The organism is Enhydrobacter sp., assembly GCA_025808875.1.
Taxonomy (GTDB): Bacteria; Pseudomonadota; Alphaproteobacteria; order Reyranellales; family Reyranellaceae; genus Reyranella.
In genome coordinates, this window is record CP075528.1 from 1,620,973 (window position 1) to 1,637,693 (window position 16,721).

A 16,721-nucleotide genomic window follows, 5' to 3' on the forward strand; every position below is an offset into this window, starting at 1 on the left:
CGTGGCGCGCACCAGGGCGAACGGCATCGAGATCGAGTACGAGACGGCGGGCAGGAAGGGCGATCCCGCCCTGCTACTCATCATGGGCCTGGGGGCGCAGCTCACGATCTGGCCAGATTCCCTTTGCGAGGGTCTGGCCCGGCGCGGCTTCTTCGTCGTGCGGCACGACAATCGCGACGTCGGCCTGTCGACCGACTTCGGCGCGTGGGGCGTGCCCAACATCCCGCAGGCGCTGCAGCAGGCGATGAAGGGAGAGCCGATCGCCGCGCCCTACGTGCTGTCCGACATGGCGGCCGATGCGGTCGGTCTGCTCGACTCGCTCGGCGTCGACAGGGCGCACATCGTCGGCGCCTCGATGGGCGGCATGATCGCGCAGATCGTTGCTGCGGCCCATCCGCAGCGCACCCGCTCGCTGGTGTCGATCTACTCGACCTCGGGGCGGCGTGGCCTGCCGCCGGGCAAGCCCGAGGCGCTCGCCATGCTCGGCTCGCAGCCCGACGGCGATACGCGCGAGGCCCGGGTGGCGCACGGCATGAAGTTGCGGCGCATCATCGGCAGCCCCGGGTTTCCGACCCCCGAGCCGGAGCTGCGCGCCTTCGTCGAGAGGAACGTCGATCGACGATGGTATCCGCAGGGCGCGGCCCGGCAGTACGTGTCGGTGCTGGCGTCAGGCGATCGGGTCGAGATGCTCAAGACGGTCGAGGCGCCCACGCTCGTCCTGCACGGCGAGGACGATCCGCTGCTGCCGGCCGACTGCGGCCGCGACGTCGCCCGGCTCGTGCCGGGAGCGCAGATTCACACCATCGCCGGCTGGGGCCACGATTTTCCGCCCCAGCTGGTTCCCGAGATGATCGAGCGTATCGCCAACTTCTGCGGGAAGGCCTCGCCATGAAATTCGGCATCTTCTACGAGCACCAGCTGCCGCGCCCGTGGGGCGAGCGCAGCGAGTACCAGCTTTTGCAGGATTCGCTCGGCCAGATCGAGCTCGCCGACAAGCTCGGCTACGACTACGCTTGGGAGGTCGAGCATCACTTCCTCGAGGAATATTCGCACTCTTCCGCACCCGAAGTGTTCCTCGGCGCCGCCAGCCAGCGCACCAAACGCATCCGGCTCGGCCACGGCGTGGTCCAGCTCACCACCAACCAGCCGCATCGCGTTGCCGAGCGCGTGTCGACGCTCGACCTTCTCTCGGGCGGTCGAGTCGATCTCGGCATGGGCGAGGCGGCCGGGCCGGCGGAGCTGCATCCCTTCGGCATCCGCGTGCGCGACAAGCGCGAGCGCTGGGAGGAGGCGGTCAAGGCGATCGTGCCTATGTTCACCAAGGAGAGCTGGGAGTTCCACGGCCACTACTACGACTTCGAGGCGCGCAACGTCATTCCCAAGCCGTTTCAGAAGCCGCACCCGCCGTTGTGGGTCGCCTGTTCCAACATCCAGACCATCGGCAAGGCGGGCGAATGGGGCATGGGCGCGCTCGGCTTCACCTTCGTCACGCCCGAGGCGGCGCGCGCCTGGGTGCACAAGTACTACAACAACCTGCTGAACAACCCGGGCAAACTCGCCGACTATCCGAGCAATCCCAACGTCGCGATGGTGTCGGGCTTCATGTGCGCGCCGACCGACGCGGAAGCCGAGGCCAAGGCGGCCGGCTGGACGTTCTTCATCTTCGCGCTCTCCTACTATGGCCGCAAAGGCGTCGATTCGCCGGGCATGTCGAACCTCTGGGAGGAGTATCAGAAGTGGCGCGGCGGGCCGGAGGAGAAGAAGGCGCTGGAATCGGGCCTGATCGGCTCGCCCGAGACGATCCGCCGGAAGCTGCGCCAGTTTCAGGCGAGCCGCGTCGACCAGGTGATCCTGCTCAACCAGGCCGGCAAGACCAGCCACCGGGACATCTGCGAATCGCTTGAGCTGTTCGCCCGCGAGGTGATGCCCGAGTTCCACGCCGCCGAACCCGAGCATCAGGATTGGAAGCGCAAGGTGCTGGCGCGCGAGATCGTGCTCGAGGACCTCGACGTCCAGAAGTACGACATCTACAGCCACCAGAACGAGCACATCGTCCGTCTCACGCCCGAGCAACTCAAGCAGAAGATGGCGGAGAAGGAGGCGGCGGCGAAACGCGCCTGACGTGCGGCACGTTCCCGTCCTGATCGCGGGCGGCGGCCCGGTCGGCATGACCCTGGCGCGCACGCTGGCCCTGTTCGGGGTGCGCTGCCTGCTGGTCGAGCGCAACGCCACGACCACGCGCCATCCCAAGATGGACATCACCAACGGCCGCTCGATGGAGCTGTTCCGGCGACTGGGCTTGGCCGACAGGCTGCGCGCCGTTGCGGTGCCGGAGCGGAACAACTTCGACGTCTCGTGGATCACGTCGCTGGCGGGGCGCGAGCTTCATCGCTTCAGGTACCCGAGCGTCGTCGAGAAGCGGGCCGAGATCCTCGCCAGGAACGACGGCACGCAGCCGCGCGAACCGGCCATGCGGGTCAGCCAGGTGGTGATCGAGCCCGTGCTGCGTGACGCCATTGTCGACCATCCACTGGTCGAGGTGCGCTGGGGTGTGGCTTTCGAGGATTTCGAGCAGGATCACGCCGGCGTCTCCTGCACCCTGCGGGCCGTCGAGACCGGCCAGGCCGAGACGGTGCGCTGCGACGTCCTGGTCGGCTGCGACGGCGGCTCGAGCGTCGTGCGCGAGAAGCTCGGCATCGCCTTGTCGGGCAAGGCCGCCGTGGCCCATCGCTACATGATCCATTTCCGGTCCGAAGCGCGTGAACTGCTGCAGGCGTTTGGCGTCGCCTGGCACTACCAGACCGACAGGGGCACCTTGATCGCGCAGGACGACAGGGAAATCTGGACGCTGCAGACGCGCATGCCGGCCCCCGATGGCGCGAAAGGCGGCCAGCCCGATCCGAATGCCATGCTCGACACCTGGGCCGGCCGGGCGTTCCCACGCGAGATCCTGGTCGCCAATCCGTGGTTCACGCATCTGTTGCTGGCCGATCGTTACGCCAGCGGCCGCGTGTTCCTGGCGGGCGATGCCGCCCACCAGTACATTCCGACCGGCGGCTACGGCATGAACACCGGCATCGGTGACGCCGTCGGCCTCGGCTGGAAGCTGGCCGCCGTGCTCGAGGGGTTTGCCGGCGCGGAACTGCTGGCACGCTACGAGCGCGAGCGGCGGCCGGTCGGACTGCGCAATCGCCTCGGTTCCGAGCGCCACACCGATGTGCGCCTCAGGATCGCCGAGCTCTATCGCACGGAGCGCGACCCCGATGCCCTGGCGCGCGGCATCGCCGCCCTGGGCAACGCCGAGAACGAGAGCTGGGGCCTCGAGTTCGGCTACCGCTACGATGGCGTCGAGGAGGATCCCGTGATCTATCGCCCCACCACCGTGCCCGGCGCGCGCCTGCCGAGCGTCGTTCTGCGCGACGGCTCGTTCCTCTACGACCGTCTGGGCCGCTGGTTTACACTCCTGGTCTTCGGTGGCGCCGATCCTTCCCCGCTGATCGACTCGGCGCCGGCGCCGCTCGATACGGTGATCGTCGACGATCCGGCGGTGGCACCGATCTACGAGGCGAAGCTGGTTCTGGTGCGGCCTGACACCCACGTCGCCTGGCGCGGCAACGCGTGCCGAAACGGCCCTGCCGTATGGCGCGAGGCGCTGACATGAGGGTCGCCGTCATCGGCGGCGGCATCGGCGGCCTGTCGGCTGCGTTGCATCTGTCGAAGGCCGGCCTGGACGTCCATGTCTACGAGCAGGCGCCGCGCATCGGCGAGATCGGCGCCGGCATCCAGATCAGCCCCAATGCCTCGCGATTGCTGCATCGGCTGGGATTGAAGGACGCCATGGATGGTGTCGGCGTGCGGCCGCGCGCCATCCATCAGCGGCGTTGGGACGACGGGCGGACACTGCAGCATGCACCGCTCGGCGCCGACGTCGAGGCTGCATTCGGCGCGCCCTACTATCACTTCCATCGTGGAGACCTCGTCGCGTTGCTGGGCGCCGCGGTGCCGTCACAGCGTCTTCATCTCGGCTGCCGTCTCGTGGGCGTCGAGGAGAAGGCCGACAAGGTTGTCGCGCGCTTCGCCGACGGTGCCGAGGCTGAGGCCGATGTGCTGGTCGGCGCCGACGGCATCCATTCCCGGGTCCATGCGCTGGTCCTCGGGGCGGAGAAGGCACGCTTCACGGGCTGCGTCGCCTGGCGCGGCCTCGTGCCTGCCGAGAGGATCGAGCATCTCGCCATCGAGCGCGTCTCGCACAACTGGATGGGTCCGGACGGCCATGTCGTGCACTACTGGGTGTCGGGTGGCCGCTTCATGAACGTGGTCTGCGTCACCGAGCGCGGCGCCTGGACCGAGGAGGGCTGGACCACATCCGGCAAGGTCGAAGACGTGGCGGCGCGCTACGAGGGTTGGCATCCCACGGTGCGCGGCCTGATCGCGGCCTTCCCCGAGACCTTCGTCTGGGCGCTGCACGATCGCACCGAGCTGCCGCGCTGGGGCCGCGGTCGGATCACGCTGCTGGGCGATGCCTGTCATCCGATGCTGCCCTTCATGGCGCAGGGCGCGGCGCAGGCGATCGAGGATGGTGCCGCGCTCGCCGCGCTGTTGGCGGGGATGCCGGACGACGTGCCGGGCGCATTGCGGCGCTACGAGGAGATCCGCAAGCCCCGCGCGACCCGACTGCAGACGGCGAGCGCGGCCAACCGCGTGCGTTTCCACCTGCCCGACGGGCCCGAGCAGCAGAAGCGCGATGCGGCGCTGGCGGCATCGGGCGATCGATCGATCGCCAACATCGGCTGGCTCTACGCGCACGACGCGGAGAGGGTGTGAAGATGGCCATTGCCTTCGCCGTCGCGATGCCCGTGCAGCTTGCCGAGGTCGAGCGCCTGATGCGCTCGGCCTTCACGCCCTACGTGCGTGCGCTCGGGCGCGAGATCGCGGCCGACGCCTATGCCTGGTTCACCGATGCCGTCGTCCGTGGCGACATCCACGTCGCTCTCGACGGAACGGAGATCGTGGGCGTCATGGCCACCCGTCGGCGGGACGACGATCTCGAGTTGGCCCTGATCGGCGTCAGTCCGGCCCGGCAGAAGAGCGGCATCGCCAGCTGGATGCTGGTCGGGATCGAGCCGGTCGCCTGGGCGGCGGGAGTGCGCACACTGTCGCTCATGACGGCAGAGATGATGCAGGACCGGGTGCGGCTCTACGAACGCCACGGCTTCCGCATCGTTCGGCGCGGGCCGCCCGAGCACGGCAAGGATTCCCATGTGCGCGTCTACATGGCGAAGACGCTTCGCGTGCCGTGACCCGTCGGTGACATCGACGGGCGCCATCCCTATGTTCGTCGCGGAGTTGCGGCGGTCGCGGCGCGGACCGCGGATTCGGACAGTCCTGGGGGAGCCATGAGCTACTACGATCTCGGTGCCTATCGCCGTCCCGTCACCACCAAGTCGCCGGAAGCGCAGCTTTGGTTCGATCGCGGCCTGAATTGGCTCTATGGCTTCAATCATGCCGAGGCGATCAAGTGCTTCGCCAAGGCCCTTGAGCACGATCCCGCCTGTGCGATGGCGCACTGGGGCGTCTCCTACGCCGCCGGCCCCAACTACAATCTGCCGTGGCATCTCTACGATCCCGTCGGCAAGGGAAGGGCGCTCGCCACCGCCTACGATGCGCTGCAGGCGGCGTTGAAGGTCGCCGACACGGCCACGCCCGTCGAGCAGGCGCTGATCCACGCCCTCGAGCTCCGCTATCCGCAACGCGAGCCGATCGACGATCAGTCGGAGTGGGACAAGGCCTTCACGCGGCGGATGCGCGAGGTCTTCGGCAGGTTTCGCGGTGATCCCGACGTGCGCTGCGTCTTCGTCGACGCGATCATGAACGAGACGCCGTGGCAGATGTGGGATCTCGGCACCGGCGGTGTCGCCGAGGATGCCGGCACCGCCGAGGCGGTCGAGGTCCTGGAGGCGGCCTTCGCCGATCTGCCGGGCTCGTGGGACCATCCCGGCCTGCTCCACCTCTACGTCCATCTGATGGAGATGTCGCCGTTCCCGCAGCGCGCGCTCAAGGCCGGCGACCGGCTGCGCGAACTGGTTCCCGATTCGGGGCATCTGGTCCACATGCCGACGCACATCGACGTGCTGTGCGGCAACTATCACGACGTCGTCGTCTACAACCAGAAGGCCGTCGTCGCTGACCGCAAGTATCTCGCGCGCGAGGGCGCGATGAACGTCTACTCGCTCTATCGCAACCACAACCACCACTTCGTGGTCTATGGCGCGATGTTCCTCGGCCAGTACGAGCCTGCAATCAAGGCAGCGCAGGAGCTCATCGACACCACGCCGGAAGAGGTGCTGCGCATTCCCTCGCCGCCGATGGCTGACTTCATCGAGGGTTTCTTCTCGATGAAGCAGCATGTCCTCGTGCGCTTCGGCAAATGGCGCGAGATCGTCGCCCAGGAATTGCCGAAGGACCGCGAGCTCTACTGCTCGACCACGGCGATGATGCTCTATGCCAAGGGGCTGGCGCACTCCGTCCTCGGTGAGATTCCGCAGGCGGAGAAGACGCGGGCGGCCTTCCTCGGGGCCAAGGCGCGCGTGCCGGAAACGCGGCGCGTCCACAACAACACCGTGTGCGATCTCCTGGAGGTGGCCGAGGAGATGCTGAACGGCGAACTCGAGTACCGCCGCGGCAACTTCGACCAGGCCTTCGCGCACCTGCGCCGTTCGGTCGAGCTCGAGGATGCGCTGCCCTACGACGAGCCGTGGGGCTGGATGCAGCCGACCCGGCATGCGCTCGGTGCGCTTCTGCTGGAGCAGGGACGCCTCGCGGAGGCGGAGGCCGTCTATCGCGCCGATCTCGGCTACGACGGCAAGCTCAGCCGCGCCTGCCAGCATCCCGACAACGTGTGGAGCCTGCACGGTCTGCATGAATGCCTGGTGCGGCGCGGCGACACGACCGAAGCACCGCTGATCAAGGCGCGACTCGATCTGGCACAGGCACGCGCCGATACGCCGGTGCGCGCGTCTTGCCTGTGTCGGCGCGAGGCGGCGTAGCGACACGATCCGGTTCACGGGGAGAGTCAGATTCGCGCCCGGCGCCGGAATCGGGGGGTCGAATCGCCTTCCGATGCAGATGCCATCGGCATCGGACGGAATCCATCGACCCGATTAGGTCCTTGAGGGCCTGCCGAGGTAAAATGCGCCCATGAGCACCCTGACCACACCCGGCCGCGAGGGCCGCGCGGGATTTCCCGTATCGACGTTCTGTTTCGCGAATCGCCCGCCGACCCGTCCTCCCGACCTGTGACCGGAGGTTTGCGCAGTTCCCGCAGTTTGCGCAACGCATTCCGGCAGAGAGTAGGCACACCATCCTGAGGGCGTCTCGGGCAGGTGCCCGCGACGTCGATTGTCCGGCGACACCCCACTGGAGGTTTGCGAGGTTTCCGAGGTTTCCGAGATCGATTTCCGCGATTTCCGCGATTTCCGCGACGGGGCGCACTCCACTCCAGGCGGCATCAGTTCCAGCGGAGCGGCCTTGCCCTAGAAGGAGAAGCGCACGCGCGCGCCGCCGACGGCCTGGAACTCGGTGCGGGAGAATTCGGTCTCGAGCTGCAGGCCGATCGTGGTGCGCTCGTTCAGGCGCACGTCGAAGCCCGCCGACAGTATGCCGGCGTTCATGTCGACCTGGCCCGAGGTCAACGCAAAGCCGCCCTGGGGCAGGTCGGTCAGCGACGCGGTGATGTTGGACTGGCGCACGAAGTAGTGCGCGTAGGCGGCTCGGGCGAAGGCCGAGGTCCCGAGGCCGAAGACCGTGCCGAAGTAATTGACGCGTGCGCCGATTTCTCCCCGCGCCGTCATGTTGCTGCCGGCGAGCACGGAGACTCCAGCCGGCGCACCGTTGGACCATTCCTGGAAGTCGGGATTCCACACGATGCTGCCCTGCAGGGCGGCGCTCGGACCGAAGGTGAAGCCATCGACTCCGTAGAGGTCGACCATGCCTTCGAGGCGACCGCCGAGGCCGTGCGTTCGGTACTGCGCCGCCACGTTGTATTGGCCGAGCACCGGAATCTGCCGGTTGGAGATGATGTCCATCGTCGCATAGGACAATGCGCCGTTCAGCAGCCACGGTCCGGTCTGCATCTGCGCATAGGTGCCGGCCTGCAGCACTTCGGCGCGGATCGAGGACAGGCCATTGTCGGGCGAGCTCGATGCCGAGCCGCCGGAGAAGGCGATACCGAGGCGCACGCCCGGCATCACGCCCTTGTCGAGGCCCACCGAGACGCCGCCAGCCGTGTCGGTGCGCGCGCCATCGCCCGTGACTCGCCGCACCAGCCCGAGCGCGCCGATCCAGGCGGTGAGCGGATCGATTCCCATGTCGGGCGTGACGGGACCGAGCGCGCGCTCGTTCGCGTCGCAGGAGTCGGCCGACGCGCAGGTTTCCGCCGACGGCTGCGTCGCGCGCTGCACGGCGGCGTCGAAGATCACCCGCGTCGATGCGCGGTTGGGATCGGTCAGGCTGGAGGTGAACTGTCCGCTGGTCAGCGAGCCCACGGCGCCGACATTGGCATGCACCGCGCCCGAGATCTGGTTGAGCGCCTGCGGCACCGCGTTGGCGGGCAGGTTGTAGAGCGGGAAGAAGGCCGACACGTTGGCACCCGATGCGACGGCCCGGTCGAGTCCCGCGGCGACGGCCGCCTGGTTCGGCGTCGGCGACGGGACGATCGGCACGATCGGGGTCGGCGCGAGGGAGAGATACACGTTGTTGGCGTCGTAGGTCACCGTCGGCACGATGCCGGCGCCGAAGGATCCACTGACCGACGAACTGGTGAAGCTGCCCGTGCGGCCGCCGGCGGCGGTCAGGACGGTGTAGGGGTTGTTGAACGTCGCGCTCAAGGCGACGACCTGCAACGCGCCCGACACGGCTGCGCCGCCCGTGACGTTGACCCTGTCGGCAAGCGCGCCGTTAACCCGGATCGTCGTCGTCGAACCCGGGGCAAGCGTGAGGTTGCCGGCGATCTGCAGGGTTCCGATCGCGGCATTGCCGGCGGCGAGAAAGGCTCCGGCGGCAACGGTCGTGCTCGGCAACGTGCCGATGCCGCCGACCCGCGCGCCGCTCGCGACGGTGAGGTCGCTGGACGAGGCGATCGAGCCGTCGACCTGCAGCGTGCCCGACGTGACCGAGGTGGCGCCGCCGTAGGTGGACGTGCCGGTGAGCGTCGTCGTGCCGCTGCCGATGTGGTTCAGCCCGCCGGTGCCCGAGATCGCATTGGCGATCGACACGGTGTCGGAGCGGTTGATCTCGAGCATGGCATCGTTGACGACGTTGCCGGTGCCGAGCGAGCCGGTAGTGCCGCCCGCGCCGATGCGCAGCGTGCCGTCGGCGATGGTGGTGGTGCCGGAGTATGTGTTGTTGCCTGTCAGGGTCACGGTGTTCGACACCAGCTTGGTCAGCGCACCCGAGCCGGCGATGGCGTTGGCGATGGTCACGGCATCCGCGCGGTTGATCTGCAGCGTGCCGTCGTTGACGACGTTGCCGGTGCCCAGCGTGCCGCTGGTGCCGCCCGCGCCGATGCTCAGCGTGCCGCCGGAGATCGTCGTGGTGCCGCTGTAGGTGTTGGCGCCGGAGAGGCTGGTCGTGCCGGCGCCGATCTGCGCCACCGTTCCGGTCCCGGAGATCGCGCTGCCGACCGTCAGGCCGTTGGAACGGTTGAACACGAGATTGGCGCTGTTGGTCACGTCGCCGCTCCCCAGCGCGCCGCTGGCGCCGCCGTCGCCGATCTGCAGGGTGCCGCTGGAGATGGTGGTCGTGCCGTTGTAGGTGCTGTTGCCTGTCAGCGTCGTCGTCCCGGCGCCGATCTGGCTCACGCTGCCGGTGCCAGAGATGATTCCCGGCACGACCAGCGCATCGGCGCGATTGAACAGCAGGCTGCCGTTGTTGGTCACGTTTCCCGTGCCGAGCGTTCCCGAACCGCCTCCGCTGCCGACCTGCAGGGTGCCGTCGGCGATGGTCGTCGCGCCGGAATAGCTGTTGTTGCCGGTCAGGGTCACGGTGTTGCCGCCGAGCTTGGCGAGGGCGCCTGCGCCGCTGATCGTGTTGGCCACGGCGATGTCGTCGGAACGGTTGAACGCCAGGGTTCCGGTGACTGCGACGTTGCCGGTGCCGAGGCTGCCCGCGGTACCGCCGGCGCCGATCTGCAAAGTACCCTCGGCGATGGTGGTGAGCCCGCTGTAGCTGTTGTTGCCGGTCAGCGTCAGGACGGTGTTGGTACCCGCCGCCGACTTGGTCAGCGCGCCGGTCCCGGAGATGTTGTTGGCGATCGTGAGGGCCGCGTCGCTACGGTTGATCTGCAGGATGCCGTCGTTGATCACGTCTCCCGTGCCCAGCGTGCCGGTCGTTCCCGCGGCGCCGACGACGAGGGTGCCGGCGGCGATGGTCGTGGCTCCGGTGTAGGAGTTGCTGCCGGTCAGGGTCGTGGTGCCGGAGCCCGACTGCGCCACCGAACCGCTGCCCGAGATGTCGTTGGCGACCGTCATCGCGTTCGACCGGTCGAGGACGAAATGGCCGTCGTTCGCGACCGCGCCGCTGCCCAGGCTGCCGGTAGTTCCGCCGCTGCCGATCGCCAGTGTGCCTGCCGCGATCGTCGTCGTCCCGGAATAGGTGTTGTTCGCCGTGAGGGTGAGGACGTTGCTGAGCAGCTTCTCGAGCGAGCCGGTGCCCGAGATCGCATTGGCGATCGAAAGGTCGTCGGAGCGGTTGATCGCGAGAGTGCCGTTGTTGGCGACGGCGCCCGTGCCGAGGCTGCCGCTGGTGCCGCCGGCGCCGACCTGCAGCGTGCCGGCCGAGATCGCCGTCGTGCCGGAATAGCTGTTGTCGCCGGTGAGCGTCAGCACGTTGTCGAGCAGCTTGGCGAGCGAGCCGGTTCCCGAAATGGTGTTGGCGACCGAGATGTCGTCGATCCGGTTGAAGCGCAGGACTCCGCCGGTGGTGACGACCTCGCCGGTGCCGAGCGAACCCGTCGTGCCGCCGTCGCCGATCTGCAGCGTTCCCTCGGTGATCGTGGTGAGGCCGCTATAGCTGTTGTTGCCGGTGAGCGTCAGGACGGTATTGGTACCCGCCGCCGACTTGGTGAGCGCGCCGCTGCCGGACAGGTTGTTGGCGATCGTGAGGGCGGCGTCGCTACGGTTGATCAGCAGGGTGGCGTTGTTCACCACGTCGCCGGTCCCGAGTGTTCCGATCGTGCCGCCGGCGCCGACGCTCAGCGTGCCGCCCGTGATCGTCGTGACGCCGGTGTAGCTGTTGGCGCCGGTGAGGCTCGTGGTGCCGTCGCCGAGCTGCGTCACGGTGCCGGAGCCCGAGATCGCGCTGGCCACGGTGAAGGCGTTGGATCGGTTGAACAGCAGGCCCGCGTCGTTGACGGTGGCGCCTCCCCCGAGCGCGCCCGTCGTGCCGCCATCGCCGATCTGCAGCGCGCCGCCGGCGATCGTGGTGCCGCCGGAGTAGGTGTTGGCGCCGGTCAGGACGGTGGTGCCGCCGCCGATCTGGCTCACCGCGCCGACGCCGGAAATCGCGCCGGACACCGTCAGCGCATCCGACCGGTTGAAGAGCAGGCTGCCGGCGTTGGCGACGGTGCCGCCGCCGAGCGAGCCCGACGTGCCGCCGTCGCCCAGTTGCAGCGCGCCGCCGACGGCGATGCTGGTCGCGCCCGTGTAGCTGTTGTCCGCCGTCAGGGTCAGGGTGTTGGTGCCCTGCTTGCTCAACCCGCCACTGCCCGAGATCTGGTTGGCGACGGCGATGTCGTCGGAGCGGTTGAAGGACAGCGTCGCGTTGTTGACCACGTCGCCGGTGCCAAGCGAGCCGATGGTGCCGCCGGCGCCGATCGCGAGGGTTCCGGCCGAAATCGTCGTGGTGCCGGAGTAGCTGTTGCTGCCGGTCAGCGTGACCGTGTTGCCCAGGAGCTTGCTGAGATTGCCCGAGCCGGAGATGTCGTTGTCGACGGTGAAGGCGTTGGTGCGGTTGAACTGCAGGGTGGCGTCGTTGATCACGGCGCCGGTCCCCAGGGTGCCGGAACTGCCGCCCGCGCCGAGGCTCAGAACGCCGTCGGCGATGGTCGTCGTGCCACTGTAGGTGTTGGTTCCCGTGAGGCTCGTGATCCCGCTGCCGATCTGGCCGACGCTGCCGCTGCCCGAGATCGCGCTCGCCACGGTGAGCGCGTCGGAGCGGTTGAAGAGAAGATTGCCGGCGTTGGTGGTGGCGCCGGTCCCGAGCTGTCCGGAGGTGCCACCACTGCCGATCTGCAGGGTGCCGTCGGCGATGGTCGTCGCGCCGGAATGGGTGTTGTTTCCGGTCAAGGTCACGGTGTTGCCGCCGAGCTTGGCGAGGGCGCCCGCGCCGCTGATCGTGTTGGCAATGGCGATGTCGTCGGACCGGTTGAAGGCGAGGGTTCCGCTTACCGCGACGTTGCCGATGCCGAGGCTGCCGGTGGTGCCGCCGTCGCCGATCTGCAGGGTGCCTGCGGTGATCGTCGTCGTGCCGGCGTAGCTGTTGTCGCCGGTGAGCGTCGCGGTGCCGGCTGCCAGCTTGGTGAGGCCGCCGGATCCCGAGATCTCGTTGGCGATGGCGATGGCGTCGGAGCGATTGACCTGCAGCGTGGCGTTGTTGACGACGTTGCCGGTGCCGAGGGTCCCGGCCGTGCCGCCGGCGCCGACGCTCAGGATGCCGGCATCGATGGTCGTGGTGCCGCTGAAGCTGTTCGTTCCGGTCAGGCTCGTCGTGCCCGTTCCGGCGTGGGTCAGGGTGCCGGTGCCGGAGATCGAGCTCGAAATGGCGAGCGAACCCGTGCGATTGATCACAAGGGCGCCGTCGTTCGTGGTGGCCCCGGTGCCGAGCTGGCCCGCGCCGCCGCCGGCGCCGATCTGCAGCGTGCCGGTCGAGATCGTGGTGGTGCCGGAGTAGGTGTTGGCGCCCGTCAGGGTCGTCGTGCCGGATCCGGCCTGGCTGACGTTGCCCGTTCCCGAGACGACGTTGGCGACCGTCATTTCGTCGGAGCGATTGAAGACGAGGATCGCGTTGTTCGTGACGCCCCCGGTGCCGAGGCTGCCCGAGGTGCCGCCGTCGCCGACCTGCAGCGTTCCCTCGGTGATCGTGGTGATTCCGGAATAGGTGTTGTTGCCGGTGAGCGTCAGCACGTTGTCGAGCAGCTTGCCGAGCTGGCCCGTGCCGGTGATGGTGTTGGCGACCGAGATGTCGTCCGAGCGGTTGAACTGCAGGATGCCGCCCGACGTGTTGACGTTTCCCGATCCCAGGCTGCCAGTGGTGCCGCCGTCGCCGATCCGCAGCGTGCCCTCGGTGATCGTCGTCGTGCCGGAGTAGCTGTTGTTGCCCGTCAGGGTCAGGACCGTGCTCGTGCCGGCCGTCGTCTTGGCCAGCGATCCGGTGCCCGAGATGTCGTTGGCGACGGTGACGTCGTTCGAGCGGTTGACCTGGAGGATCGAGTTGTTGACGACGGCACCGCTGCCGAGGCTGCCCGTGGTGCCGCCGGCACCCACGCTCAGCGTCCCGGCCGAGATCGTCGTCGTGCCGGTGTAGGTGTTGTCCCCGCTGAGGCTGGTGGTGCCGGTGCCGGCCTGTTCGACCGTGCCGCTGCCGGAGATGGCGCTGGCGACGGTCAGCGCGTTGGAGCGATCGAACACCAGGACGCTGTCGTTGGTCGTCGCGCCGGTGCCGAGCTGGCCGGTCGTGCCGCCGTTGCCGATCTGCAGCGTGCCGTCGGCGATCGTCGTGGTGCCGGAATAGGTGTTGTTTCCGGTGAGGATCGTCGAGCCGCTGCCGATCTGGCTGACGTTGCCTGTGCCCGAGATGACCCCGCCATGGGTGATCGTGTCGGAGCGGTTGAAGACGAGGTCGCCGCTGTTGGACACGTTGCCGCCGCCGAGCATACCCACCGTGCCGCCGTCGCCGACCTGCAGGGTGCCGGCCGAGATCGTGGTCGTGCCGCTGTAGGTGTTGTTGCCGGTGAGGGTGACGACGTTGTCCAGCAGTTTGCCGAGGCCGCCCGTTCCCGTGATCGTGTTGGCGATCGAGATGTCGTCGGAGCGATTGAACTGCAGCGTGCCGCCCGACGTATCGACGCTGCCGCTGCCGAGCGAGCCCGTCGTGCCGCCGTCGCCGATGCGCAGCGTGCCTTCGGTGATCGTGGTCGTGCCGCTGTAGGTGTTGTTGCCGGTGAGCGTCAGGACGGTGTTGGTGCCGGCGCCGGTCTTGGTCAGCGCGCCCGATCCGGAGATGTCGTTGGCGATGGTGGCGGCGTTCGATCGGTTGATCTGCAGCACGCCGTCGTTGACGATCGCGCCGGCGCCGAGCGTCGCGGTCGTGCTGCCGGTGCCGGCACCGAGCTGCAGCGTGCCGTTCGATATCGTCGTCGTGCCGGTGTATGTGTTGACGCCGCTCAGGCTGGTCGTGCCGCTGCCGACCTGGGACACCGTGCCGCTGCCGGAAATGGCGCTCGACACCGTGAAGGCGTCGGAACGGTTGAACAGCAGGCTGCCTTCGTTGCTGGTCGCGCCCGTGCCGAGCGTGCCCGTCGTGCCGCCATCGCCGATCTGCAGTGTGCCGTTGGCGATCGTGGTTGCGCCGGAGTAGGTGTTGGCGCCGGTCAGGGTCAGCGCGTTGGCGCCCTGCTTGTTGAGCTGGCCGGTGCCGGTGATGTTGTTGGCGACCGAGATGTCGTCGGACCGCTCGAACCGCAGGATGCCGCCCGATGTCACGACGTTGCCCGTTCCGAGCGAGCCGGTCGTGCCGCCGCTGCCGATCTGCAGCGTGCCCTCGGTGATGGTGGTCGTGCCGGCATAGCTGTTGTTGCCGGTCAGGACCAGGGTGGTGTTGGTGCCGGCGTTGGATTTCGTCACCGCGCCGGTGCCCGAGATGTCGTTGGCGATGGTGATCGTGTCGTCGCTGCGGCTGAACAGCAGCGTCGCATTGTTGACGACGTCGCCGGTGCCCAGCGTGCCGGTCGTGCCGCCGCTGCCGATGCTCAGCGTGCCGGCGCTGATCGTCGTGGTGCCGCCGTAGCTGTTGTTGCCCGTGAGCTGGGTCGTGCCGGCGCCGAGCTTGGTGACGGTGCCGCTGCCCGAGATGGCGCTGGCGACCGCCAGCGTGTTGGAGCGGTTGAACAGCAGGCTGCCGTCGTTGACCGTGGCGCCCGATCCCAGCCCGCCCGTCGTGCCGCCCGCGCCGACGCTGAGCTGCGCGCCGCTGGCGATCGTCGTTCCTCCCGAGTAGGTGTTGTTGCCGGTGAAGGTGACGTCGGCGCCGGTGATCGCGGTGGCGCCGCTGCCCGAGATCACCGGCGCGAGGCCGATGGCGCTTGCCCCCGATGCGGTGAGCGTCGATCCGGCGCCCAGCGAGAGCGTGCCGGCGCCTAGCACGGAGGCGTTCGAGATGTCGAAGGCGGTCTGCACGGTGAGCGTGCGGGTCGAATTGATCGTCAGCGAGCCGGCAGTGATGCTGACCGTGCCGATCGTGAAGCTGCCGGCGATGATGGGCTGGTTGGCGCCGTCGGCGTTGAAGATCGCGCTGTTGCCCGCGCCCGGCACCGTGCCGGTGCTCCAGTTGGCGCCGGTGCCGTAATTAGTGCCGGTGTAGAGCCAGGTCGATTGGGCGAGCGTCTCCGTCGCGCCCAAGGGGAGCGCGCACATCGCTGCGGCAAGGCCCTGCGCCTTGCGGCGTCGACGCTTGGCAGCCCGCGTTATGGATCGTTTTCTCATTTGGGCTGTAGAATGAAAATCTACAGCGCCGGTGCGATTACTCCAAGTGCCTGAAATTAAACAGTGTTTACAACCAATTAGATAGTAATTTAGTTACAATCCTGCGATAGCGCATATCTGGCCGCGAAATTGAGCAGAATTGTCATCCAGATGACACGGCGAACTTTCTCAAGCGCGGCGTCGGAAGAACAACCACGGGTCGCGCATGAACGCATCGCGCGCGGCGTCGCGCATCGGCGGATCGCAAAGCTGCAAAGCGGCGCGCCGCTGGAAGATCATGTCGCGCCTGACGCCACAGGTGTTCATCGACGTGCCGTGCGCGAGAAAGCTGTGGGCGACGATGACGTCGCCGGCCGCGAGTCTCGGTACGACCATCCGGGCCTCGTCGAGCAGCGCTTTCTGGCCCGCGATCTTCACTTCGCCCCAATTCACCTCGCCGGCCGGTTGCCCTGCGAACAACGTGGCGAAGCGGTGATGCGATCCGGGCAGGACATGAAAGCCTCCCACCGTATCGGATTCGACGTCGGTCAACGCGACGCCGAACAACGCGTTGAACGCGGCGAGCGACGGCGCCTGGCCGCCGTCGATATGGAAGTGCCGGCCGACGATGCCCTTGGTCGCGAAGCCCGGCATGGTCGAGGCGAGCTGGATGCGCTCGGGCGCGTGCACGGTTTCCAGGATCTCGGCCGCCAGCGGATCGAGGGCGCCTTCGACGAGTGCCACGAAGTCGGGGTGCCGGCAGTCGCGGATCTCTCTCCACGATTCGTTCCTGCTGCGCTCCCAGCCGCCCTCGGGATGGACCGCGTTGATCTGCGCCGCCGTCACTTGCGCGCGACGCAACAGGCGGGCGTCGACACCGCGGGAAACGACGGTGTAGCCGTCGCCGATGAGCTCCTGCCAGTTCGTGTTCGAAAAGGCCATGCGGCGATTCTCGGAGGATCGAGGCGCAATGTCTACGGCGCGGCC

8 protein-coding genes are annotated in these 16,721 nt (G+C 68.1%); 6 read left to right on the plus strand and 2 right to left on the minus strand.

Annotated features, from left to right (window positions below; genetic code table 11):
• The first annotated feature begins 1 nt into the window (after position 1).
• The 6 genes from KIT25_08150 (at position 2) to KIT25_08175 (ending at position 7,046) form a co-directional block, all read left to right on the plus strand.
• Positions 2-892, plus strand: coding sequence for an alpha/beta fold hydrolase (locus KIT25_08150; protein ID UYN96884.1), 891 nt, complete (start codon positions 2-4; stop codon positions 890-892).
• Complete coding sequence (locus KIT25_08155) at positions 889-2,121, plus strand: LLM class flavin-dependent oxidoreductase (GenBank protein UYN96885.1); 1,233 nt, start codon at positions 889-891, stop codon at positions 2,119-2,121. The genes KIT25_08150 and KIT25_08155 overlap by 4 nt, the downstream gene beginning before the upstream one ends.
• Before the next feature lies 1 nt (position 2,122).
• Positions 2,123-3,661 carry an FAD-dependent monooxygenase gene (locus KIT25_08160; GenBank protein ID UYN96886.1) on the plus strand — a complete coding sequence of 513 codons (1,539 nt, stop codon included), beginning with the start codon at positions 2,123-2,125 and terminating at the stop codon, positions 3,659-3,661.
• Positions 3,658-4,824: an FAD-dependent monooxygenase gene (locus KIT25_08165; protein UYN96887.1), complete on the plus strand. Its 1,167-nt coding sequence runs from the start codon at positions 3,658-3,660 to the stop codon at positions 4,822-4,824. The genes KIT25_08160 and KIT25_08165 overlap by 4 nt, the downstream gene beginning before the upstream one ends.
• Positions 4,821-5,300, plus strand: a complete 480-nt coding sequence (locus KIT25_08170; GenBank protein ID UYN96888.1) for a GNAT family N-acetyltransferase — start codon at positions 4,821-4,823, stop codon at positions 5,298-5,300. Before KIT25_08165 ends, KIT25_08170 begins: the two co-directional genes overlap by 4 nt.
• Before the next feature lie 96 nt (positions 5,301-5,396).
• Positions 5,397-7,046 carry a tetratricopeptide repeat protein gene (locus KIT25_08175; protein UYN96889.1) on the plus strand — a complete coding sequence of 550 codons (1,650 nt, stop codon included), beginning with the start codon at positions 5,397-5,399 and terminating at the stop codon, positions 7,044-7,046.
• Between the two features lie 486 nt (positions 7,047-7,532).
• Here KIT25_08175 and KIT25_08180 read toward each other — a convergent pair whose 3' ends face one another.
• Both KIT25_08180 and KIT25_08185 read right to left on the minus strand, forming a co-directional pair.
• Positions 7,533-15,755 (minus strand): autotransporter-associated beta strand repeat-containing protein, encoded by an 8,223-nt coding sequence (locus KIT25_08180; GenBank protein UYN96890.1) that lies wholly within the window; start codon positions 15,753-15,755, stop codon positions 7,533-7,535.
• Between the two features lie 168 nt (positions 15,756-15,923).
• Positions 15,924-16,676 carry a phytanoyl-CoA dioxygenase family protein gene (locus KIT25_08185; GenBank protein ID UYN96891.1) on the minus strand — a complete coding sequence of 251 codons (753 nt, stop codon included), beginning with the start codon at positions 16,674-16,676 and terminating at the stop codon, positions 15,924-15,926.
• Positions 16,677-16,721 lie beyond the last annotated feature (45 nt).